23 protein-coding genes are annotated in these 21,901 nt (G+C 72.3%); 7 read left to right on the top strand and 16 right to left on the bottom strand.

All coding sequences use genetic code 11. The features are described 5' to 3' along the window. Window positions 1-35: 35 nt before the first annotated feature. Both ACIHAD_RS02485 and ACIHAD_RS02480 read right to left on the bottom strand, forming a co-directional pair. Window positions 36-665 (bottom strand): LysE family translocator, encoded by a 630-nt coding sequence (locus tag ACIHAD_RS02485; RefSeq protein WP_397352540.1) that lies wholly within the window; start codon window positions 663-665, stop codon window positions 36-38. A gap of 21 nt (window positions 666-686) precedes the next feature. Beyond that, window positions 687-1,568, bottom strand: a complete 882-nt coding sequence (locus ACIHAD_RS02480; protein WP_397352539.1) for a LysR family transcriptional regulator — start codon at window positions 1,566-1,568, stop codon at window positions 687-689. Between the two features lie 117 nt (window positions 1,569-1,685). Here ACIHAD_RS02480 and ACIHAD_RS02475 point away from each other — a divergent pair, with 117 nt between their 5' ends. Beyond that, on the top strand, window positions 1,686-2,207 hold the full coding sequence (locus ACIHAD_RS02475; protein ID WP_397353027.1) for a cysteine dioxygenase: 522 nt from the start codon (window positions 1,686-1,688) through the stop codon (window positions 2,205-2,207). 4 nt (window positions 2,208-2,211) lie between these two features. Here the strand turns inward: ACIHAD_RS02475 and ACIHAD_RS02470 are convergent, their stop codons facing one another. Genes ACIHAD_RS02470 through ACIHAD_RS02455 form a run of 4 tightly spaced genes read right to left on the bottom strand, consistent with a single transcriptional unit; the run spans window position 2,212 to window position 6,325 of the window. After that, entirely contained in the window at window positions 2,212-2,778 is a 567-nt protein-coding gene (locus tag ACIHAD_RS02470; protein WP_397352538.1) for a TetR/AcrR family transcriptional regulator, read from the bottom strand. Next, window positions 2,775-5,021 (bottom strand): YhgE/Pip family protein, encoded by a 2,247-nt coding sequence (locus tag ACIHAD_RS02465; RefSeq protein WP_397353026.1) that lies wholly within the window; start codon window positions 5,019-5,021, stop codon window positions 2,775-2,777. The genes ACIHAD_RS02470 and ACIHAD_RS02465 overlap by 4 nt, the downstream gene beginning before the upstream one ends. An 8-nt stretch (window positions 5,022-5,029) precedes the next feature. Beyond that, window positions 5,030-5,599 carry an ATP-binding cassette domain-containing protein gene (locus ACIHAD_RS02460; RefSeq protein ID WP_397352537.1) on the bottom strand — a complete coding sequence of 190 codons (570 nt, stop codon included), beginning with the start codon at window positions 5,597-5,599 and terminating at the stop codon, window positions 5,030-5,032. 57 nt (window positions 5,600-5,656) lie between these two features. After that, window positions 5,657-6,325: an alpha/beta fold hydrolase gene (locus ACIHAD_RS02455; RefSeq protein WP_397352536.1), complete on the bottom strand. Its 669-nt coding sequence runs from the start codon at window positions 6,323-6,325 to the stop codon at window positions 5,657-5,659. 114 nt (window positions 6,326-6,439) lie between these two features. On the opposite strand from ACIHAD_RS02455, the gene ACIHAD_RS02450 reads away from it, so the two are divergent. Both ACIHAD_RS02450 and ACIHAD_RS02445 read left to right on the top strand, forming a co-directional pair. Continuing rightward, window positions 6,440-7,027, top strand: coding sequence for a helix-turn-helix domain-containing protein (locus ACIHAD_RS02450; protein WP_397352535.1), 588 nt, complete (start codon window positions 6,440-6,442; stop codon window positions 7,025-7,027). Window positions 7,028-7,039: 12 nt separating this feature from the next. After that, window positions 7,040-7,279 (top strand): hypothetical protein, encoded by a 240-nt coding sequence (locus ACIHAD_RS02445; protein ID WP_397352533.1) that lies wholly within the window; start codon window positions 7,040-7,042, stop codon window positions 7,277-7,279. Window positions 7,280-7,330: 51 nt separating this feature from the next. On the opposite strand, the gene ACIHAD_RS02440 is transcribed toward ACIHAD_RS02445, so the two are convergent. Both ACIHAD_RS02440 and ACIHAD_RS02435 read right to left on the bottom strand, forming a co-directional pair. Further along, window positions 7,331-8,095 carry a phytanoyl-CoA dioxygenase family protein gene (locus ACIHAD_RS02440; protein WP_397352532.1) on the bottom strand — a complete coding sequence of 255 codons (765 nt, stop codon included), beginning with the start codon at window positions 8,093-8,095 and terminating at the stop codon, window positions 7,331-7,333. Window positions 8,096-8,176: 81 nt separating this feature from the next. After that, window positions 8,177-9,532 (bottom strand): M20/M25/M40 family metallo-hydrolase, encoded by a 1,356-nt coding sequence (locus tag ACIHAD_RS02435; RefSeq protein WP_397352531.1) that lies wholly within the window; start codon window positions 9,530-9,532, stop codon window positions 8,177-8,179. Window positions 9,533-9,763: 231 nt separating this feature from the next. On the opposite strand from ACIHAD_RS02435, the gene ACIHAD_RS02430 reads away from it, so the two are divergent. Further along, on the top strand, window positions 9,764-11,146 hold the full coding sequence (locus ACIHAD_RS02430) for an aspartate aminotransferase family protein (RefSeq protein ID WP_397352530.1): 1,383 nt from the start codon (window positions 9,764-9,766) through the stop codon (window positions 11,144-11,146). 52 nt (window positions 11,147-11,198) lie between these two features. Then, a complete protein-coding gene (gene ald / locus ACIHAD_RS02425) occupies window positions 11,199-12,308 on the top strand; it encodes an alanine dehydrogenase (RefSeq protein ID WP_397352529.1) in 1,110 nt (369 codons plus the stop codon). A 34-nt stretch (window positions 12,309-12,342) separates the two neighbouring features. Here the strand turns inward: ald and ACIHAD_RS02420 are convergent, their stop codons facing one another. The 4 genes from ACIHAD_RS02420 to ACIHAD_RS02405 form a co-directional block, all read right to left on the bottom strand. Further along, the gene (locus tag ACIHAD_RS02420; RefSeq protein ID WP_397352528.1) at window positions 12,343-13,731 is read right to left on the bottom strand and encodes a sel1 repeat family protein; all 1,389 of its coding nucleotides are present in this window, start codon (window positions 13,729-13,731) and stop codon (window positions 12,343-12,345) included. A 56-nt stretch (window positions 13,732-13,787) separates the two neighbouring features. Continuing rightward, window positions 13,788-14,666: a sulfite exporter TauE/SafE family protein gene (locus tag ACIHAD_RS02415; RefSeq protein ID WP_397352527.1), complete on the bottom strand. Its 879-nt coding sequence runs from the start codon at window positions 14,664-14,666 to the stop codon at window positions 13,788-13,790. Window positions 14,667-14,759: 93 nt separating this feature from the next. Continuing rightward, entirely contained in the window at window positions 14,760-14,996 is a 237-nt protein-coding gene (locus ACIHAD_RS02410; RefSeq protein WP_397352526.1) for an SHOCT domain-containing protein, read from the bottom strand. A gap of 94 nt (window positions 14,997-15,090) precedes the next feature. Then, window positions 15,091-15,342: an Lrp/AsnC ligand binding domain-containing protein gene (locus tag ACIHAD_RS02405; RefSeq protein ID WP_397352525.1), complete on the bottom strand. Its 252-nt coding sequence runs from the start codon at window positions 15,340-15,342 to the stop codon at window positions 15,091-15,093. On the opposite strand from ACIHAD_RS02405, the gene ACIHAD_RS02400 reads away from it, so the two are divergent. Further along, window positions 15,328-15,633, top strand: a complete 306-nt coding sequence (locus ACIHAD_RS02400) for a hypothetical protein (RefSeq protein WP_397352524.1) — start codon at window positions 15,328-15,330, stop codon at window positions 15,631-15,633. The two genes, ACIHAD_RS02405 and ACIHAD_RS02400, sit on opposite strands and share 15 nt — an antisense overlap. Before the next feature lie 40 nt (window positions 15,634-15,673). Here ACIHAD_RS02400 and ACIHAD_RS02395 read toward each other — a convergent pair whose 3' ends face one another. The 3 genes from ACIHAD_RS02395 to ACIHAD_RS02385 form a co-directional block, all read right to left on the bottom strand. Continuing rightward, window positions 15,674-16,444 carry a class I SAM-dependent methyltransferase gene (locus ACIHAD_RS02395; protein WP_397352523.1) on the bottom strand — a complete coding sequence of 257 codons (771 nt, stop codon included), beginning with the start codon at window positions 16,442-16,444 and terminating at the stop codon, window positions 15,674-15,676. A gap of 178 nt (window positions 16,445-16,622) precedes the next feature. After that, window positions 16,623-17,270 carry a response regulator transcription factor gene (locus tag ACIHAD_RS02390; protein WP_357702885.1) on the bottom strand — a complete coding sequence of 216 codons (648 nt, stop codon included), beginning with the start codon at window positions 17,268-17,270 and terminating at the stop codon, window positions 16,623-16,625. Beyond that, on the bottom strand, window positions 17,267-18,379 hold the full coding sequence (locus ACIHAD_RS02385; RefSeq protein WP_397352522.1) for a sensor histidine kinase: 1,113 nt from the start codon (window positions 18,377-18,379) through the stop codon (window positions 17,267-17,269). Before ACIHAD_RS02385 ends, ACIHAD_RS02390 begins: the two co-directional genes overlap by 4 nt. Before the next feature lie 104 nt (window positions 18,380-18,483). On the opposite strand from ACIHAD_RS02385, the gene ACIHAD_RS02380 reads away from it, so the two are divergent. After that, on the top strand, window positions 18,484-20,199 hold the full coding sequence (locus ACIHAD_RS02380) for a gamma-glutamyltransferase family protein (RefSeq protein ID WP_397352521.1): 1,716 nt from the start codon (window positions 18,484-18,486) through the stop codon (window positions 20,197-20,199). 84 nt (window positions 20,200-20,283) lie between these two features. Here the strand turns inward: ACIHAD_RS02380 and ACIHAD_RS02375 are convergent, their stop codons facing one another. Further along, window positions 20,284-21,738 (bottom strand): flavin-containing monooxygenase, encoded by a 1,455-nt coding sequence (locus ACIHAD_RS02375; RefSeq protein ID WP_397352520.1) that lies wholly within the window; start codon window positions 21,736-21,738, stop codon window positions 20,284-20,286. Between the last annotated feature and the right edge of the window lie 163 nt (window positions 21,739-21,901).

Below are 21,901 nucleotides of genomic sequence, written 5' to 3'. Positions count from 1 at the left end.
ACTATCGCATCATGGGCGCAAAATTTCCTGGCTTGTCATGCCTTCTCGGTTGTGAGCCACGCGGCCAGCCCGAGGTACACCAGGCCGCTGCCCACGTCCAGCCGCCGCCGCGCCCGTACGGACCCGCGCAGCCGCCCGGCCAGCGTGGACGACAGCAGCGCGTACATGCCGTCGCTGGCCATCCCCAGCACCAGCCACAACGCGCCGAGCAGGAGGATCTGCGGCCCCACCGGCCCCGCCGACGGGTCGGTGAACAGCGGCAGGAAGGTCAGGAAGAACACGGCCGTCTTCGGGTTGAGCACGTTGACCACGAACCCCTCCCAGAACAGCCGCCGCCTGGACTGCACCTTCAGCTCGACGACCTCCTCGGCCTCGCCGCCGCGCTTCATCAGCTTGCGCAGGCCGAGCCAGAGCAGGTACGCCACGCCCACGTACTTGACGACCGTGAACGCGGTCGCCGAGGCCGCGATCAGCGAGCTGATGCCGAGGGCCGCCGCGCCGATGTGGACCAGCGAGCCGGAGTGCACGCCCAGCACGGAGACGAACCCGGCCGACCGGCCCTGGGAGACGCTCCGGGCGACGATGTAGAGGACCGCCGGTCCGGGGACCAGCAGCAGCCCGAGCGTGGCTGCGCAGAAGAGTGCGAGATGGGTGATGTCCGGCATGTGTTCATGGTAGGGACGCCGTCAACGGTTTTCCCCGGCGGGTGGAAGGCTCTCGGCGAGCGCTTCGAGCAGGGCGCCGGTGGCCGGCGGGTGGGGCGGGTCGCCGTAGACGGCGGCGTAGACGTGCCTGGTGGAACCGGGCACCCGGGTCGCCTCGACGTCGGGGTTGCGGTGGGCGGCGAGCGCGAGGCCGGGCAGCACGGTCAGGCCCATGCCGGCCGCCACGAGCGCCTGCACGGCCACGATGTCGTCGCTGGTGAAGGAGATGCGAGGCTCGAAACCGGCCTTCGCGCAGATGTCGAGCAGGTGGCTGCGGCAGCGGTCGCAGCCGGCGATCCAGGGGGAGCCGGCGTGGTCGGCCAGCTCGCCGCCGGGCCCGGAGGAGACCAGGTAGCTGGGGTCGTCGAAGAGGTGGATCAGGTGCAGGCCGGCGTCCTCGGGGGCGGTGTCGTCGTACCGGAACATGACCGCGACGTCGACCCGGCCGGCGCGCAGCAGCCTGAGGGCCTCGGGGGGTTCGGTCTCGGTGAGCTGCATGCGCAGCCCAGGATGGGCGGCCGACAGGCGGCGCACGGCGGACGGGATGAACGTGCCGAGCGCCGACGGGAAGGCGGCCAGCCGGACGCGCCCCTCGCGCAGCCCCACGTGGGCGGCCAGTTCCTCGGCCGTGGCGTCGATCCGGCCGATGATGTCGGCGGCGCGGTCGGCGAGCAGCCGGCCCGCCTCCGTCAGCCGGATGCCGCGGCCCACCCGCTGGACGAGCTTGGCGCCGGTCTCGGCCTCCAGCCGGGACAGGTGGTGGCTGATGGACGGCTGGGAGTAGCGGAGCTCCTTGGCGGCCGCGGTGAGCGACCCCTTGCGGGCCACCGCGACGAGGACGCGGAGCCGGGCGACGTCGAGCATTCATCAATCGTATCTATCAATGGGCCAGAAGACTTCTGTTGGACCTATCGATTGACTTGGGTCACCGTAGAGAGAGAGGACAAATTGCCACATTTTCCCTAGGGAGGCACCGTGAACATGGTCGCGACCACCACCAGGCCAGGGCTCGACGTGCTGGTGTCCGGCATCTCCGAGATCGTGGCCAGGGAACCCGCCGCCCGCGAGACCGCGTTCGCCGTCGCCGACCTGCTGCGCGACCGGCTGCCCGGGATGGACGTCCTCACCCCCGAGGAACGCCTCGGCACGCCCGACCGCTACACCTCCCACCTGCTGCACGCCCAGGACGAGTTCTCGATCGTGGCCGTCGTGTGGCGTCCCGGCCAGTACACGGTGATCCACGACCACGTCTCGTGGTGCACGTTCGGCATCCTCAGCGGCATCGAACACGAGACCCTCTACCGCGACATGGGCGACCACCTGGTGGAGATCGGCCGCGCCGACAACCGGCCGGGCGAGGTCAGCGGGTTCGCCCCTCCCGGCGACATCCACATGGTCCGCAACACCAGCGACGAGGTCGGGGTGTCGCTGCACGTCTACGGCGCCGACGTGGGCAAGCTGGGCAGCAGCGTGCGCCGCGTCTACGACCTGCCGGTGCGCTGACGCCTCACCTGATGCGGCCGTGGAGCAGCTCGACGAGCGTCCGGTGGGTCTGCTCGATCGGCCGCTCGGGGTAGAGGGCACGGCGTTCGATGGCGACCGTCAGCACCATGCCGAACAGGGCGGTCGCCGCCGTCTCCACGTCGAGGTCGGCCCGGATCTCGCCGCTCGCCGCCGCCCTGCGCAGGACGTCGGCGTACACGCCGAGCGCGCTCTCGCGCAGCCGCGCCACCGCCTCCTGCCAGGCGGTGCGCCACATCTCGGCCAGCAGCACCCGCGCGAACGGGCCGTGCTCCTCGAAGAAGCGCAGCTGGCCGAGCACGACCGAGTCGAGGGCGGCCACGCCGCTCTCCCCGGTGTCGGCGGCGGCCAGCGCGCCCGCCAGCCGCTCGATCGAGTGCTCCAGCAGCGCGGAGAACAGGCCCTCCTTGCTGCCGAAGTTGTAGAACACGGTGCCCTTGGCCACCCCGGCGCGCTCGGCGATCGCGTCGACCGTGGTGGCCGTGTAGCCCTGCTCGGCGATCAGCTCGACCGCCGCCGTGAACACCTTCGCCCTGGTGTCCTGCCTGCTCACAGCGACAGCTCGGGGTGCAGGCGCTTCATGGACCAGACGCGGCCCCGCTCCACCGCGAGGGTGGTCAGCGCGAGCCCGAGCACGAGGAATGCGGACAGCACGCCGCAAGCCTGCCACACCACGGTCAGATCGCCGCCACTGATCAGCCTGCGCAGCGCCGAGACGACCCAGCTCATCGGCAGCCACGGCGAGATCGTCTGGAAGAACCCGGGCGAGGTCTCGATCGGGTACGTCCCCGCCGCCGAGGTGAGCTGGAGCATCAGCAGCGCCAGCCCCACCACCCGGCCGGGCGGCCCGAGCAGCGCGTTGACCGCCTGCACCACCGCCAGGAACGCGGCCGCCGCCAGCAGCAGCAGCCCGATGACCCCGAGCCAGTGCGCCGCCTCCAGGCCGAGCGCGAACCGCAGCACCGCCGCCAGCACCCCGACCTGGGCCGCGCCCAGCGCCACCGCGGGCAGCCAGCCCGCCAGCGCGATGCGCACCCCGCCCTGGGTCCCGGCCAGCCGCCGCTGGTTCAGCGGCTTGAGCACCATGAACGTGATCATCGCGCCCACCCAGAGCGCCAGCGGCAGGAAGAACGGCGCGAAGCCGGTGCCGTAGTTGGGGACCTCGTTGTCGACAGTCTTGGCCAGCCGCACCGGGTCGCTCATCACGTCGGCGCGGGCGGCCCGCTGCCGGGCGTCGTAGTCGGGGATCTTGTCCGCGCCGTCGCCGAGCCCGCCGGCCAGGTCCTTCGAGCCCTTGGCGAGCTGGTCCATGCCCTTGTCGACCTGGCCCGCGCCGTCGTGCAGCCGGTCGACACCGGCGTGCAGGGTGCTCGCGCCGTCGCCCAGCTTGACCAGGCCGCCGCCGAGCTGCCCGAGCCCGCCGGTGACCTTGGCCGAGCCGTCGTGCAGCTTGGCCGCGCCCTGGTAGAGGGTGCCCGCGCCGGTGCCGGCCCTGGCCAGGCTCGCGTCCACGGTCGCCGCGCCCGCGGCCAGCTTGGCCAGGCCGTCGTCCAGGGCCTTCACCTGGCTCCTGACCTGGTCGACCTTGGGGCCGATCCGCGGGGCCACGGCCGCGATCTTCCGGGCGTTCCTGGCCAGCTCGCGGGCCTGGGCGGACAGGTCGGAAGCGCCGCCCGAACCGCCGGTGCCCGCCGAGCCGGCCTGCTCGGCGGCGCGTTCGGCGGTGTTGGCCGCGCTACGCAGGAGGGAGCGCAGCTCGGGGTCGGCGTCCGCGCCGAGGCGGTCGAGGGCGGCCCGGGCCTGGGAGGCGGCCTCGCGGGCGCTGCCCGCCGCGCGGGTCGCGCCGGTGCCCGTGCCGGAGCCGTCCGCGAGCCGGTCGGCGGCGTCGGCCACCTGCTCGGCGGCGTCGGCGACCTTCGGGCCCCACTCGTTCAGCACCGGCACGTACGTGTCGGCGAGCTGGTTGACCGCGCGCGTCTGGGTGTGGACCTGGTCGGCCGCCTTGCGGGTGCCCTTCCGCAGCTCGGAGGTGCCCTCGCGGCGGAGCTTGGTCAGGCCGTCACGCAGCTCGCCGATGGCCTGCTGCGCCTTGCCGAGGCCGCCGGTGACCTGGGCCGAGCCGTCCCGCAGCTTGCCGGTGGCGGTGTTGGCGCTGTTCAGGCCGACGGAGAGCTGCTGGGCGCCGTTCTCGGCGGTGCCGAGGCCGGAGTTGAGCCGGGAGACGCCGTCGCCGGCCTTGACCGCGCCGTCGTGCAGCTTGCCGGCGCCGTCGGCGGCCTCGGTGGTGGCGTCGTGGATGTCGCCGATCGAGACGAAGACCTTGTCGAAGTAGTCGTGGACGGCCGTGCGCTCGGCGGCGGCGCGTACCTCGTTGAAGACCGCGTCGGAGATGCTGCCGACGATGTAGCTGCGTCCGGTGTCCACGCGCAGGCCGAGCTGGGCGGGGGTGGGGGTCGCCGTGTCGTCGGAGGGGGAGGCCAGGCGGGCGCTGAAGTCGGCGGGCACGGTGAGCGACAGGTAGTAGCTGCCGTCGGCGACCCCGTCGGCCGCCTGCCGGGGCGTGGCCTCGTGCCAGGCGAACGTCCTTCGCTCGCGCAGCTCGTCGGCCAGGTCCTGGCCGGCGTGCAGGGTCCTGCCGTCGACCGTGGCCGGGCGGTCCTCCATGACCAGCGCGACGGGGACCCGGTCCAGGTTGCCCTGGGGGTCCCAGAACGACCACAGGTACAGTCCGGCGTACAGGAGCGGCAGCACAATCACCGCCGCCAGCGCAGCCCGGGTCAACCGGGACCGCAACATGCCCTTCATCACAGCTCCACGAGGTGGTCGTAGTGGGCGGGCGGGCGCACGCAGCTCGCGACCACGGCCGTGCCGGAGCCGCCGCCGAGGCCGCGCAGGAGGTCCCACAGCTCCCGTACGCGGTCGTCGGGCAGGCCCGCGTCCACGTTGTCGGCGAGGATCACCCCGGGCTCGTCCAGCAGGGCCAGGGCGACGCCGAGGCGCACCTGCTGCTCGCGGTCCAGCTCGCCCACCGGCGTCGTGTCCGGCGCCGCGAGCCCTGCCCGCTTCAGAACGTCCCGGTACGGCTTGCGCCTGCGCTCGCGCAGGTGTTCCTTGACGGTCAGCGCTCTGTCGAGATCCGTCACGCCGTCCACCAGCGCGAGCGCCGCCACCTTGCGGATGGCTCGCGGCCTGGCGTGCCCGGCGACGGAGAGCGTGCCCGTCGCCGGCTTCATCCGCCCGGCCAGCGTGAGCAGCAGGCTCGTACGCCCGCTGCCCGCCGGCCCCGCGACCACCGTGAGCGTCCCGGGGCCCGCCTTCAGCGAGACCGCCGGGTGCACCCCCTCGATCGACAAGCCCTCGGCGACGATCACCATTGCCCCATCTCTTGAACTGACCAGTCAGTACAAAAGATTAGCCCATGGCGCGCCGAGTCACGCTGTGAGATACGCCTCGAACCGCTCGGCCAGCTCCTTCGGCCGCGACAGCATGACCATGTGACTGCCCCCGATCTCGTCGGGCATGACGCCGAGCCGCTCCCGGACCACCCGCCGCATGAACTCGGGCGGGAAGAACCGGTCGTCCCGGCAGAGCAGGAACCGCGTCGGCACGTCCGGCCACGCCGCGCCCGGCCACGGCTCGACGGACGACTTCGCCGCCTGCGGACGCCGCCGGGACAGCTCCGCCTCGGCCAGCTCCTCGGGGACGTCGTGCATGAACTGGGCGATCGTGTCCAGGTCTTCGGAGCCGCGGTAGCCGGTGTTGGCCCACCAATCGCCCGGGGGCTCGCCCGGCGCCGGGATCATGGCCGTGACCAGCACGAGCAGCTTGACGGGCAGGCGGTCGCAGACCAGCGGCGCGACGAAACCGCCCCACGAGTGGGCCACCACGACCAGCTCGTCCGCCTCGCCGACGGCCCGCGCCACGGTGTCGGCGTAGTCGGCCAGGCCGGCGGACTCGTCCTCGATCGGCAGGTCGACGGCCACCGTCCGGTGGCCGCGGGCACGCAGCTCGGCCTCGACCAGATGCCAGTCCCACGCCGAGCTGCCGCCGCCGTGGATCAGCGCGAACGTCGCCGCACGGCCCTCGGGTGCCTCGCTCATCCTCATGCTCCCTTCGTCGGTGGTCCGGAAGCAGTTCTACGCCCCGAGAGGGACAAAAAAGAGAAGTCCACAAATTTTATTGCGCAATTTTTCTTTCGCATCTAGGGTCAAGGCATGGCAGGGCACGAACGGCAGCGCGTCCAGGACGTCGGCACCCTCAAGGCGCTGGCCCACCCGCTGCGCATGAAGCTGTACCGCGCACTCAAGGTGGCCGGCTCCGCGACGGCCTCGCAGCTCGCCGAGCAGGTGGACGAGGCGGTCTCCCTGGTCAGCTACCACCTGCGCAAACTGGCCTCGCACGGCCTCATCGAGGAGGCGGAGGGCGGCCGGGGCGACGGGCGGGAGCGCTGGTGGCGGACGTCCGCGGAGAGCTTCTCCACCCGCAACTCCGACTTCCGCGACAACCCGGAGGGCGTGGTGGTCCACCAGGCGATCTCACGCCTGCACGCCCGCCAGCTCGCCGAGATGTACGACGGCTACCTCGACGCTCAGTGGGCCTGGAGCGAGAGCTGGCAGGACTCCTCCTTCGGCTCGGAGTTCCTGCTGACGCTGACCGCCGAGGAGTTGCGCACCCTCAGGCGGGAGATCGACGACGTGGTCCTGAGGTGGACGGCCCGCGGCAAGGCGGCCGGCGAGGCGGGTGACACCAAGGGCCGCGAGAACGTCGCCGTGCACCTGTACGGGTTCCCGTTCACGACGTGAGGAGAGAGCAGGATGTATCCCGACTTATACCTACTTGTAGAGCGGGTGCGCGGGCAGGAGTTGCGCGCCGCGGCCCGAACCCCCCGCCGGGCGCCGCGGACGAGATGGACGCCGCGGACGCGGGTGACCCGCCGCGGGACGGTCGCCCGCTCCTGGGAACGGCGGCTGGGCTGGGCCCTGGTGGAGACCGGGCTGCGCCTGGTGTGCCGCGGCACGGCGAAGGGCCCCCGCCTGATGGACCGCCACGCCTGACGACCCTCCGGCAGGCAAGGGCCGCTGCGACCTGCTAGCCGCTCAGGCCCTTCAGGACCGCGCGTCCAGGCCCTTCAGGACCGCGCGTTCCACCGGGGTCGGCGCGGTGCCGGTGAGGTCGAGCAGGCCGGTCGGCACCAGCGGCGGCTGGGCCATGAACCGCGGCACGCTGCCGCGATGCGGCTGCGCGGCGTGGATCAGGAACGGGTGGCACAGGTAGACGTCCCCCGCGGAGCCGGTGACGGTGACCTCCCGGCGCCCCTCGCTGAGCGGCACTGCCTCCCCGCACAGCGGGAACCATTCACGCCCTTCGTCCCCGGAATCGGCGAGCAGAGCGGGCACGTCCAGATGTGAGCCGACCCGTACCCGGGTGGGGGCGTCGTCCGGGCCGACCTCGGAGAACAGGAACAGCATGAGGAGGGCCCGGCCGCGCGAGCGCAGGTTCACCCGGTACTCGCCGCCGTCGCCGGTGAAGCTCGCCTCCAGGTGCCATCCGTCGTCGCCGGGCTCCTTGTCGCCGGGGAAGCGCAGCGGGAAGGTGCCGAGGCCCATGGGCGCGGTCCACCGTCCGGCGCCCACGAGCCGGTCGTACGCCTCGTGCAGCACCGGCGTGTTGGCCGCGGCGCGGAACGGCGGGGTCGCGAACCCGCCCAGCCGGACGACCGGCTGGGTCCAGCTCGACGGGTCGTCCGGATCGCAGCCGCTGGCCGCCCACAGCTCGGCCCGGCACTGGTCGACCGTCTCCCGGGGCACCGCGCCGGGAAGCCGGACGAACCCGTCCTCGACGAACGACTCGACCTGCTCATCGGTCAACATACGCGGCCCTTCCTGACGGACTCCGGGTGACGCCGTGCAGTCTGGCGAACCGGGCCCCGGAAGGGCAACGCGATTTCCGGCTCAGACGCCGAGCGCCGACGGCAGGCTCAGCTCCTGAAGGAACAGCGCCTCGGCGGTGGCCACGCGGCGCAGCTCGTCGAGGTCGACCCGCTCGTTCGGGGCGTGGATGGCGGCGTCCTCGTCCTCGGCGCCGAACAGCAGGATCTCGGCCGCCGGGTACTGCTTGAGCAGCGTGTTCACCAGCGGGATCGAGCCGCCCGCGCCCACGTCGCGCGGCGGGCGGCCGAAGGCGCGCTCCATCGCCCGGTTGAGCGCCGCGCGCGCCTTGCCGCCGGAGTCGGCCTGGAAGCCGGACCCGACGGTGAAGTCGCCGAAGGCCACCTGCACGCCCCACGGCGCCACCTGGCGCAGGAACTCCACCACGGCGTTGACCGTGGTCTTCGGGTCGCCGGACGGAGGCACCCGGACGGTCACCCGGGCCCGCGCCGCGGGCTGGACCGCGTTCACGGCGCCCGACACGCTCGGCACGTCGAGGCCCGTGACGGTGATGGCGTACGACGCCCACAGCCGGTCGGCCAGCGAGCCGGACCCCACCAGCGAGACGCCGTCGGCCACGCCGGCGGTCTTCCTGAACTCCCCCTCCGACGGCCCCTGGCCGAGGAAGGACCCGCGCGGCAGTCCGGGGACGCGGATGTCGCCGTTCTCGTCGTGCAGCGCGGTCAGCATGCGCATCAGGGCGGCCAGCGCGTCGGGGGCGGCGCCGCCGAACGAGCCGCTGTGCACGGCCTCGCGCAGCGTGCGCACCTCGATGGTGAAGGCCGCCATGCCGCGCAGCGACGTCGTGACCGCCGGGTCGCCGACGCGCGGGTTGCCGGTGTCGGCGACCACGATGGCGTCGGCCCGCAGCAGCTCGGGGTTGCGCTCGACGAAGGACTCCAGGCGCTCGCCCGCGTACTCCTCCTGGCCCTCGATGATGACCTTGATGCCCACCGGGAACCGGCCCTGGAAGGCGCGCAGGGCGGTGACGTGGGAGATGATGCCCGACTTGTCGTCCGCGCAGCCACGGCCGTACAGCTTGCCGTCGATCAGGGTGGGCTCGAACGGCGGCGTGCGCCAGGCGGCCAGGTCGCCGGCCGGCTGCACGTCGTAGTGCGCGTAGAGCAGGACCGTGGGCGCGCCGGGAGGGGCGGGGGCCTCGCCGTAGATCGCGGGGAAGCTGCCCTCGACGGCGACCTGCTGGACGTGCGGCAGGCCCGCCGAGCGGACGAGCTCCTCCGTCACCGCCGCGGCGGCGAGGATCGGCTCCTCGGGGTGTCCCGGGAAGGCCACGGAGGGAATGGCGGCGAGCCGCTTGAGCTCCTCGATGGCCTGGGGCATCGCGGCGGCGACGGCGCTCTCGATCTGGTCAGGAGTCACGGGACGGTCCCCCGGGGGTCGTTCTCGACAGTTTGGTCTCATTGGATCACAGACCGTTCCACAGTACGGAAACAGGCATGACCCGCGCGTTAATCTACCTGCGGATTTCGTTGCTGTTACACAACGGTTCTGCGGATCTCGATTTTCTTGCATAGTGCTGCGACCGATTCGCTTGGCAAACCGCAGGTGAAGATGCACACTGTGGAGAGTTCGACACGAGGGAAGATAACCATGACGCAGCCGGAAAACGACGTCCTGAAGGCCGCGCAGGACAACCTGTGGTTGCACTTCACAAGGCACAGCGCCTACCAGGAGAACGAGATCCCCACCATCGTGCGCGGTGAGGGGTCCTACATCTACGACATCCATGGCAAGCGTTACCTCGACGGCCTGGCCGGGCTGTTCGTCGTCCAGGTCGGCCATGGGCGCGGCGAGCTGGCCGAGGCCGCCGCCAAGCAGGCGCAGGAGCTGGCCTTCTTCCCGTTGTGGTCCTACTCGCACCCCAAGGCGGCCGAGCTGGCCGCCCGCCTGGCCGAGCAGGCGCCGGGCGAGCTGAACCGGGTCTTCTTCACCACCGGCGGCGGCGAGGCCGTCGAGACCGCGTGGAAGCTGGCCAAGCAGTACTACAAGCTCGTCGGCAAGCCGCTCAAGCACAAGGTCATCAGCCGCCAGATCGCCTACCACGGCACCCCGCAGGGCGCCCTGTCGATCACCGGCATCCCGGCGTTCAAGCAGATGTTCGAGCCCCTCGTGCCCGGCTCGGTGCGCGTTCCGAACACGAACTACTACCGCGCCGACGAAATCAGTGGCGTTCCCGGCATGTCGCCGGAGGAATACGGCATCTGGGCGGCCGACCGCGTGGCCCGCGCCATCGAGATGGAGGGCCCCGACACCGTGGCCGCCGTCTTCGCCGAGCCCGTCCAGAACGCCGGCGGCTGCTTCCCGCCGCCCCCCGGCTACTTCCAGCGCCTGCGCGAGATCTGCGACGAGTACGACGTGCTGCTCGTCTCCGACGAGGTCATCTGCGCCTTCGGCCGGCTCGGTACCATGTTCGGCGGCCAGAAGTTCGACTACGTGCCCGACATCATCACCTGCGCCAAGGGCCTGACCAGCGGCTATTCGCCCATCGGCGCCATGATCGCGCACGAGCGGCTGTTCGAGCCGTTCAAGGAGGGCGACAACATGTTCGCCCACGGCTACACCTTCGGCGGCCACCCCGTGTCCGCCGCCGTGGCCCTCGCCAACCTCGACATCTTCGAGCGCGAGGACCTGCTCGGCCACGTCACCAAGAACGAGCCCCTCTTCCAGGCGACCCTCGACGACCTGCGCGACCTGCCGATCGTCGGCGACGTGCGGGGCTCGGGCTACTTCTGGGGCATCGAGCTGGTCAAGGACAAGGCCACCAAGGAGACGTTCAACGCCGAGGAGTCCGAGCGGTTGCTGCGCGGGTTCCTGTCCAAGGCGCTGTTCGACGCCGGACTCTACTGCCGGGCGGACGACCGCGGCGACCCCGTGATCCAGCTCGCGCCCCCGCTGATCGCGGGGCCCAGGGAGTTCGACGAGATCGGATCCATCCTGCGGGGTGTGCTCTCGGAAGCGTGGGCGCGCCTCTAACACCCTCCCCACCCGGTACGACGAAGTGCCGGTCTCCGAAAGGATCCCTACGATGAAGATCGGCGTCCCTGCCGAGGTCAAGAACCACGAATACCGTGTGGCGGTAACCCCCGCCGGTGTTCACGAGCTGGTGCGGAATGGTCACGACGTCACCGTCCAGCGGGGTGCCGGCCTCGGCTCACACATCACCGACGAGGAGTACCTCGCCGCGGGCGCGAAGATCCTCGACAACGCCGACGCCGTCTGGGCCGGGGCGGACATGGTCCTCAAGGTCAAGGAGCCCATCGCCGAGGAGTACCACCGCCTGCGCGAGGGCCTGGTCCTGTTCACCTACCTGCACCTGGCCGCCTCCCGCCCGTGCACCGACGCCCTGCTCGCCGCCAGGACGACCGGCATCGCGTACGAGACCGTGCAGGTGGGCCACACGCTGCCGCTGCTCGCCCCGATGTCGGAGGTCGCGGGCCGGCTCGCGCCGCAGGTGGGCGCCTACAACCTCATGCGCTTCAACGGCGGCCGCGGCGTTCTGCCCGGCGGTGTGCCCGGCGTGGCCCCGGCCAAGATCGTCGTCATCGGCGGCGGCGTCTCGGGCCTGAACGCCGCCCAGATCGCCGTCGGCATGGGCGCGGACGTGACCGTGCTCGACACCAACATCGACCGGCTCCGCCAGATCGACGCCATCTACCAGGGCCGGCTCAAGACCCTCGTGTCCACCTCGTACGCGATCGAGCGGGAGGTCCTCCAGGCCGACCTGGTCATCGGCGCGGTGCTGATCCCCGGTGCCAAGGCCCCGACGCTGGTCTCCAACGACCTGGTCGCGCGGATGAAGCCGGGCTCGGTGCTCGTGGACATCGCCATCGACCAGGGCGGCTGCTTCGAGGACTCGCGGCCGACCACGCACGCCGAGCCGACGTACAAGGTGCACGAGTCGATCTTCTACTGCGTGGCGAACATGCCCGGCTCGGTGGCCAACACCTCCACCTACGCCCTGACCAACGCGACGCTCCCGTACGCGGTCAAGCTGGCCAACCTGGGCTGGCGCGACGCGCTGCAGGCCGACCAGGGCCTCGCGGGCGGCCTCAACACCCATGACGGCCTGCTCACCAACGAGCCGGTCGCCGAGGCGCTGGGGCTGGCGTACACGCCGGTCGCCGACGTGCTCTGAAACCTCTGAAGGGGCGCGGCACGAGGTCGCGCCCCTAACTCACGCCCAGACGGCGCCGCAGGTCGCGCGCGGTGGCGAGGACGTGCTGGATCTCGCCCGTGCCAGGCCACGGCGCGCTGCCCGGACGCAGCAGCGTGCCGCGCACGGACGCCAGGTGCTCGACCGCGCTGCGGTGCACCCCGCTGCGCTCCACCAGCCAGCCGATCACGTCGGAATGGTCGTGCAGCGGCCTGGTCACCAGGTCCCACGTGCCCAGGACCTCGGTCAGGTCCGGCACGGACAGCGGCACGCCGCCCCTGCGGCCCGTGGCCGCCGCCGCCAGCTCGGCGCGGGCGGCCAGCTCCGGTTCGGCGGTGCGGGCCCACGCCTGCGGCGGCGGGTCGGCCAGCCACTCCTCGGCCTCGCCCAGCTCGCCGGCGACCGTCAGCAGCCCGCCCAGCTCGACCGCCGCGCCGTGGTGGCCAGCCCGCGCCGCCTGGCGGAACCAGTGGCGGCCGCCGGCCAGGTCGCCGAACTCGGCGATCAGCAGCAGGCCGTAGTTGAAGGCCGATTCTGCGTCGCCGCCCGCCGCCGCCCTGCCGAACCAGTGGCTGGCGGCCGGGGTGTCGCCGAGCTCCACGCAGACGAACCCGGCCATGCGCTGGTCCTCCAGCCGCCCGGCGGCGGCCGCCCGCTCGTACCAGGCGCGGGCCGTGCGCAGGTCGCCGCGGGACAGGGCGATGCCGCCGAGCCGGGAGGCGGCGCCCGGGTGCTCGTTCTTGGCGGCCAGCCGGTAGTAGGCCTCGGCGCCCTCGGGGTCGCGGCTGGCGTGCAGGTAGAGGCCCATGCAGTGGGCGGAGTCGGCGTGGCCGCCCCTGGCGGCGTACTCCCACCAGCGCACGGTCTCCTCGTCCTCGCCGGACGAGTAGGCGAGGAAGCCGAGGTCGTGGGCCGAGGCCATGTCGCCCTCGTCGGCCGCCCTGCGGTGCCACTCGCGGGCCACGCCGGTCTCGCCGGTGTCCTCGCACAGCAGCGCCAGCCGGCGTGCCGCGGTGCGCGATCCGGCCAGGGCCGAGCGCTCGAACCAGGCCCTGGCGGCCCCGGCGTCGCCGCGCTGTTCGAGCAGGAGCGTGGCCAGGTTGGCGGCGGCCTCGGCGTCGCCGGTGGCCGCGGCGGTCTCGTACCAGCCGACCGCCTCCTCCAGGCTGCCGTGCTTCTCGTGCCAGACGCCCAGGTTGTAGGCGCTGTCGACGTTGCCTCCCGAGGCCGCCAGCTCCCACCAGAGCCGGGCCGCCGCGCGGTCGCCGCGCTGGGCGTAGAGCTTGCCGAGCCGGTGGGCGGCCTGGGCGTCGCCCTGCTGCGCGGCCGCCAGCAACTCCGGCTCGTCCCCCACCCGTGGCGCCGGAACGGCCGGCGTCGCCACCTCTCCCTGCCACCAGGCCATGGCGACAGAGTGGCACGTGATCATACGATCGCGAACCGTAATCGCCGACAACGGGCCTAGGAGAACCTGATGAACCCGGAATACATCCCCATCCCGCACACGTAACGCAGCGAGCCGGGGCGGTGGGGCGGCAGCCGTACGGTGGCGGGCAGGGCCACGTCGCGCCCGTCGATGGTGACCGTGCTCGTGCAGCCCGGATCGACCAGTTTGAAGATGACCTCGACCGGTACGTTCGCGCGGGCGGACACGGTGGCGGGCCGGTAGCCGTCGCGGGTGGCGAAGACCGTGACGGTCCGGGCGGCGGGGCCCGCGGCGGCCGGTGCGGCGTCCCCCGTCCAGCCGCCCAGGTTGAGCCCGGCCACGACGGTCCAGAGCCCGGCGGCCACGGCGACGACCCCGGCGAGCCTGGCCAGCCTGGTGCGGGAGATCCGCCGCAGCACGTACCCGAGCAGCGCGAACGCGGGCGCCGTGCCGACCACGAACCCCGCCATGGCCGCCGCGCCCGACATCGGTGAGCCGCTGGACACGGCGAGCATCTCCATGCCGAGCGTCACCCCGCAGGGCACGAGGACGGTGGCCGCGCCCAGCAGCGGCGCCTTGTAGCCGGCGGGCCGGGCGGGCTCGGCGCACGCGTGATCCCCGCCGCGCATGAGCCGGATCGCGTACACGATCACCGCGCAGCCCGCCGCGACCAGGAGCACGGCCCGCGCCCGCGGCGGCAGGCCGACGGCCGAGCCGAGCAGCCCGAGCAACGCCCCCACCAGCGTGTACGACGCCAGCCGGCCGGCCAGGAACCAGGCCACCAGCGCCGGGTCGCCTCCGGGACGGTGGCCGACCAAACCCACCAGCAGCCCGCCCTGCGCGGCCGTGCAGGAGGCGGTGCCCACCACCAGCCCGGCTGCCACGCCCCCGGAGAACAGGGTGACGGCCTCCACGCTCAGCCCCTCCCCGCTCGCGAAGCTTTCGGGGGAAACGTAACGCGGCACGCCGGATGCGGCCAGTGACAGTTCTTGTACCCTTAGTGACGTTTAGGTGGTTGCGCCCTTGAGTACGGACATCTTCTCGAAGAACTCGTCGTCGCTCATCTCGCCGCGGGCGTACCGCTCGGCCAGGATCTGCTCGGCCGACGCGGTCGGCCCGTGCGGCACGGCCACCGGGCGACGTCCCCACCAGCCCTTGCGGCGGGCCGTGACGGCGAGCGCGACGAGCGCGACCCAGAACAGGCCCCAGAAGACCGGGAAGACCGGCCAGAAGTGCGTGTGCATGACTCTCCTCCTTCGTCCTGCCTCCAGGGTCCGCCGCGGGGGCGGGCGGCGAATCGCCCGCGGGGACCCGGCCGGCCTGCGCCCGGGGGAGTGCTCAGGCGGGCCCGGCGTACGCCTGCGGCGGTAGCGCGCCGGTGCGTTTCATCGTCCGCAGGACGGGTGCGGTCTCCATGCTCAGGACGGCTTCCAGGGCCCCCACGCGCTCGGTGAGATAGCGGCAGAGGTCGGCGTTGTCCCGGCAGACCACCTCGGCGACCAGGTTCGACGGGCCGGTCGTGACGCCGGCGAAGGCCACCTCGGGATGGTGCGCGGCGCGTTCGGCGAGCTGCCGATGGCGATGCTGCACGAGCGCGACCTCGCCGCGGTGGCCGTCGAGGCGCTCACGTCCGAGGGGCATGACGGCGCCCGCTACGAGCTCACGGGGCCGGAGACGCTCACCCGGGCCGAGCAGGTGCGGACCATCGGGCAGGCCGTCGGCAGGCCCCTGCGCCGGCAGGAGCTGTCACGCGCGGAGGAACGGCGGCGCCTGCTGGCCGACGACGGTTTCCCGGACGACTTCGTGGACCCCTGCTCGACGGCTACGCCCGGATGCTGGACGGCCCGCCGCCGGTCCTCACCACGACCGTGGAGGAGGTGACCGGACGCCCGGCGCGCACGTTCGCGCAGTGGGCCCGCGATCACGCCGCGGACTTCGGCGCGTAGGGGCGCCGTGCCTCGATGAGGAACCTGGACGAATGGGCGACGAACGGCCCCTCGGCCTCGATGAGCTCGTGCAGCTCGCGCAGCCTGTCGCCGTAGCGGCCGACCGAGAAGCCCGGCACGATCCAGATCACCTTGCGCAGGAAGTAGATCACCGCGCCGATGTCGCGGAACTCCATCCGCAGCCGCTCGGCCCGCAGGTCGGCCACCTCCAGCCCGGCCGCCTCCGCCTCCGCCACGGCCTGGCGCGGGTCGCGGGCCGAGCCGTCCTGCGGGCCCATGAAGAACTCGGTCAGCTCGAACACGCTGCGCGGGCCGACCTGCTGCGAGAAGTACGCGCCCCCGGGACGCAGCACCCTGGCGATCTCCGCCCACCAGGTCTCCACCGGATGGCGGCTGACCACCAGGTCGAAGACGCCGTCGTGGAACGGCAGGCGCGGCTCATCGTCGTCGGCCACCACCCGCGCCCCGCGCGGACGCAGCCGGGCGGCGGCCAGCGCCAGGTTGGGCGGCCACGACTCGGTCGCCACCGTCACCTTCGGGAGCGTGGGCAGCCCGGCCAGGATCTCGCCGCCGCCGGTCTGGACGTCGAGCGCCGCCTCGGCCGCCGCCATCCGCCCGGCCAGCAGGCGGGAGTAGCCCCACGAGGGCCGTTCCTCGGTGGCCCGGCCCTCCAGCCAGGAGAAGTCCCAGCCGTCCACGGACACGGTGTCGGCCTCTTCGACCAGGTCATCGTATGTACGCCGCATCCTCTGACCCTCTCAGCGCCCCGGCCGCGGCTTCAACCGGATTTCTCCCGCGGGTCAGGCGACGCGGGCGCGTACGGCGGCGCGGTCGACGCCGAGCCGCCGGTCGCCGCGCTGGACAAACGCCCCGAACCGGGCGAGCTACCCAAGGCCAACGGGCTCGCGGGCCAGATCGTCGCCGTCAGAGCCACCCCGGCTTGACCAGGCCCGACTCGTAGGCGATGACCACGAGCTGGGCGCGGTCGCGGGCGTGCAGCTTCATCATGGCCCGGCTGACGTGCGTCTTGGCCGTGGCCGGCGACATGAACAGCTTGGCGGCGATCTCGTCGTTGGTCATGCCCGTGCCGACCAGGGAGAGCACCTCGCGCTCGCGGTCGGTGAGCTGGTCGAGGCCCTGGGTGGCGACCGGCTCCTTGGCGCGCGAGGCGTACTCGGCGATCAGCCGCCGGGTCACGCTCGGCGACAGCAGCGCCTCGCCCGCCGCCACCACCCGCACGGCCTGGATGAGCTCGGCCGGCTCGGTGTCCTTGACCAGGAAGCCGGACGCGCCGCCGCGCAGGGCCTCGAAGACGTACTCGTCCAGCTCGAACGTGGTCAGGATGATGATGTGCGGCCCCGGCGGCATCAGGCGGGTGGCGGTCAGGCCGTCGGTGCCGGGCATGCGGATGTCCATGAGCACGACGTCCGGGGCGTGCTCGCCGGCCAGACGCACCGCCTCCGCGCCGTCGGCCGCCTCGGCGACCACGGTCATGTCGGGCTGGGCGTCGAGCAACGCCTTGAAGCCCGCGCGGACCAGCGCCTGGTCGTCGGCGAGCAACACCTTGATCACGTCGGGTTCTCCTCGGGTAGGGGCAGACGGGCCTCGACCTGGAAGCCGTCGCCCGATGGGCCGGCGACGAGCGTGCCGCCCAGGGCGGAGGCGCGCTCGCGCATGCCGGGGATGCCGTTGCCGCTGCCTTCCTCCGACAGCACGGCGGGGGTGGTCGCCCCCGTGTCGGCGACCACGATGACCAGCTCCGCGGCGCCGTACTCCAGGCGCGCCGACACCCGCGAGCCGGGCGCGTGGCGCGCGGCGTTGGTGAGCGATTCCTGCACGATCCGGTACGCGGCCCGCTCGACCTGCGGCGGCAGCGGCCGCGACCCCACCCGCCTGAGCGAGACCTCCAACCCGGAACGCTGGACGAGCTCGTCGAGGCGGTCGAGCCCGGCCGTCGGGGAGCGCGGGGCGCCCTCGCGCAGCACGTTGAGCACCGAGCGCATCTCGCCGAGCACCTCCTTGGACGCCGTCTTGATCGTGGCCAGGGCCGAGCGGGCCTGCTCGGGGTTGGCGTCGATGAGGTGCAGCGCGGTGCTGGCCTGCACGTGGATGAGCGAGATGTTGTGCGCGAGCACGTCGTGCAGTTCCTGGGCCATGGTCAGGCGCTCCTCGCTGGCCTGCCGCCTGGCCTCCTCCTCCGCGACGCGCTCGCGCTCGGCCTGTCGTTCCCTGACGATCCTGACCAGCTCGGCCACGACCATGAACAGCAGGATGAACGCCAGGATCGACACGCTGTGGAACAGGTCGCGGTTGCCCACCCACCAGGCGTAGCTGAGGAGCGAGGTCACCGTCATGGTCGCCATCGTCCAGGCCATCAGCCGTCTGTCCTCCGTGACCAGGAGGAACAGCAGGACGCCGGGGCTGAGGAAAGCGGGGCCGTAGGCGTAGCCGCCGATGAGGAACAGGTCCATCGCGGCGAGCGCGACGGAGGCCGTCAGCAGCGGGAACCTCTTGCGAAACAGGATGGCCAGCGGCCCGACCAGCAGCAACGCGTACGCGTAGGGGTCGAGCTGCTCCCTCAGGATGCGCTGCTGGCCCCACGTCGCGCCCTGGGCGACCACCAACTGGGCGACCGCCACGATGAGGGCGAGATAAGGGTCGAAACCGGACTTCCTGCGCACGCCTCCACGGTAGGCCACCGGCGGCGCGCGCGACATCATCCCCTTGTCCGAGGGGGCCCTACCACGACGGGCGTAGCTGGGTCATCGTGGACACCATGCGCCGTGTGATCTTTTCCGCAGCAGCAGTCCTCATCTCCCTCCTGCCCGCCGCGCCCGCGTCGGCGGGCCCCCAGCAGAAGTCCCCGGTCGCCGAAGGGTACGGAGGCGCCGTCGCCACCGTCGACCTCGACGCCAGCAAGGCCGCGCTCTCCGTGCTGAGACGCGGCGGCAACGCCGTCGACGCGGCCGTGGCCGCCGGAGCCGTGCTCGGGGTCACCGAGCCGTACTCGGCCGGCCTGACCGGCGGCGGCTTCATGGTGTTGTACGACGCCAGGCAGCGCAAGGTCTTCACCATCGACGGCCGCGAGACCGCCCCGCGCGCCATGACCGCCACCAGCTTCGAGGGCATCCCGTTCGACGAGGGCGTCACCAGCGGCCTGTCGGCGGGCGTGCCCGGCACGCTGGCCCATTGGGACCTGGCCCTGCGCCGGTTCGGCACGCTCTCGCTCGGCCAGGCGCTCCAGCCGGGCATCGAGGTGGCCTCCCGCGGCTTCGTCGTGGACCAGACGTTCCACGACCAGACGGCCGCCAACGTCGACCGCTTCAAGGACATCGCCTCGACGGCCCGGCTCTACCTCCCGAACGGGGCCCCGCCGCCGGTCGGCTCGGTGTTCAGGAACCCGGAGCTGGCGAACACGTACCGGGAACTGGCCCGGCGCGGCCCCGGCTGGCTGTACGGCGGCCGGCTCGGCCAGGAGGTCGTGGCCACCGTCAAGAAGCCGCCGGTCACCCCCGGCAGCACCCGCAACGTCAGGCCCGGCCTGATGGAACTGTCGGACCTGCGGGCCTACCGCGCCCTCCTGCGCGAGCCCACCAAGATCTCCTACAACGGCATGGACGTGTACGGCATGGCACCGCCGTCCTCGGGCGGCTCGACCGTCGGCGAGGCGCTCAACATCCTCGAAGCCCTGCCCAAGGTGGGCCTGCACGAATACCTGGAGGCGTCCAGGCTGTCCTTCGCCGACCGCAACGCCTACGTCGGCGACCTGCCCGGCGTGCCGCTGCGCGAGCTGCTGTCGGACGGCTTCGCCAAGGAGCGGGCCTGCCTGATCGGCGACAGGGCCCTGAGCAGCCCGGTCGCCCCCGGCAGCCCCGACGGCACGTACGGCGCCTGCGCCACCCCGACCGGCAGCGCGACCCCGATCGCGGACGAGGGCCCGGAGACCACGCACCTGGTCGTCGCCGACCGCTGGGGCAACGTGGTCGCCTACAACCTCACCATCGAGTCGACCGGCGGCAACGGCATCGTGGTGCCGGGCCGCGGCGTGCTGCTCAACAACGAGCTGACCGACTTCACCTTCGGCCCCGCCCCCGGCGACCCCAACCTGCCCGGCCCCGGCAAGCGACCGCGCTCGTCGATGGCGCCCACGCTGGTGTTCGACCACGGCAGGCCGGCGCTGGCCGCGGGCTCCCCGGGCGGCTCGACGATCATCACGACCGTGCTGCAGATCCTGGTCAACCGGTACGAGTTCGGCATGAGCCTGCCCGACGCGCTCGCCGCGCCGCGGGCCACGCAGCGCAACACGGCCCAGACGCAGGCCGAGCAGGCGTTCCTCGACAAGTACCGGACCGAGCTGGAGGCCAAGGGGCACAGCTTCGTGCTGAACCCCGAGATCGGCGCGGCCACAGCCCTGGAGTTGCGCGGCCACGGCCTGGTCCAGGCCGTCGCCGAGCCCGTACGGCGGGGCGGCGGCAGCGCCCTGGTCCTCAACCCGCGCTGAGCGCGTACGGCGGCGGCCCCCGGCGGGCCGCCGCCCCTCGCGGGGTGACCCGTGGTGCGCTGGGCCGCAGGTGGCCCGCCGCCCTCAGTAGATGAGCTCGTACGCCTCCGGCCGCACCTTCCGTGTACGGGCCCAGTACTCGAAGGTGAAGCCCGGCCAGATCGTCCGGTTCACTCCATGCTCGTCCAGGTACCAGGAGCGGCAGCCGCCCGCGTTCCACACGAGCGGGTCCAGGCGGGCGCGCAGCCGGCGGTTGAAGGCGTCCTGGACGTCCTTCCTGACGTCCACCGCCCTGGCCCGGGTCCTGGACAGCAGCCGCAGGCACTCGACGACGTGGCGGACCTGCGCCTCGATCATGAAGACGACCGAGTGGTGGCCGAGGCCGGTGTTCGGGCCGAGCAGGAAGAACAGGTTCGGGAAGCCGGAGGTCGTGATGCCCAGGTACGTCTCGATGCCGTCCTGCCAGGCGTCCTGGATCTTCAGGCCGTTCCGGCCGGTGATGTGCTGGTCCTGGAGGGCGTCCACGACCTTGAAGCCGGTGCCGTAGACGATCACGTCCACCTCGCGCTCCTCGCCGGTCGCGGTCACGATCGAGTGGGGCCGGATCTCGGCGATGCCGTCGGTGACGAGGGTGACGTCGGGCCTGGTCAGGGCCGGGTAGTAGTCGCTGGAGATGAGCAGGCGTTTGCAGCCGATCGTGTAGTCGGGCGTCAGTTCCCGGCGCAGGACCGGATCGGGGACCTGGGCGGCCAGGTGCCTGAGCGCCAACGACTCGTGCGCCTTCATCAGGCGCGGGTGCACCGCGAAGCCGAGCGCCCGGCTCTCCAGCGCCCAGTAGATGCCGCCGCGCAGGGCCCTGGCCAGGCCGGGCAGGCGCAGGACGCGCCGGGCGGCGGGGGAGAAGGCGAAGTCGGGCTTGGGATGGATCCACGGGGGCGTGCGCTGGAAGACGGTCAGCTCGCGCGCCTGGGCGGCGATCCGGGGGACGAACTGGACGGCGGAGGCGCCGGTGCCGACGACGGCGACACGCTTGCCGGTGAGGTCGACCGAGTGGTCCCATTCGGCGGAGTGGAAGGAGGGGCCGGCGAAGGATTCCCTCCCCACAATTTCCGGAAATTTCGGGATATGGAGGGCGCCGATGCCGGAAACGACCGCGTTCGTCCGTATGGTTGCGCCGTCGTCCGTGGTGACCGTCCAGCCTCGGCGGTCGTCGTCGTACTCCAGGGCCGTGACGTGCTTGTTGTAGCGGATGTGGGGGATCACTCCGTACTTGTCCGCGCACGTGCGCATGTAGTCCCAGATCTCCGCCTGCGGGGCGAACATCCGCGACCATCCGGGGTTCAGCTCGTACGAGTAGGAGTACATGTGCGACGGGACGTCGCACGCGCACCCGGGGTAGGTGTTGTCCCGCCAGGTGCCTCCGAGGTCGGCGGCCTTCTCCAGGATCACGAAGTCGTGGTGGCCCGCCTCCTTGAGCTTGATTGCCATGCCGATCCCGGCGAAGCCGGTGCCGATGATCACCAATGCTGGCTCACCCACGGAACCTCCACGACGAACGCGTCCGGCGCGGTCTGATGTCCAGAGTATTGGACATATAGTCCAATGTAGTCAGTCGTGCGCCGCCGGTCCAGAGACGCCGGGGCGCGAGGCTGGTCACACCGACCGGCCGGTATGTCCGGCGTGTGCGGAAACGGCAAAGACC

The organism is Nonomuraea sp. NPDC052265, assembly GCF_044547985.1.
Taxonomy (GTDB): domain Bacteria; phylum Actinomycetota; class Actinomycetes; order Streptosporangiales; family Streptosporangiaceae; genus Nonomuraea.
This window is presented reverse-complemented; position numbering and strand designations above follow the sequence as displayed.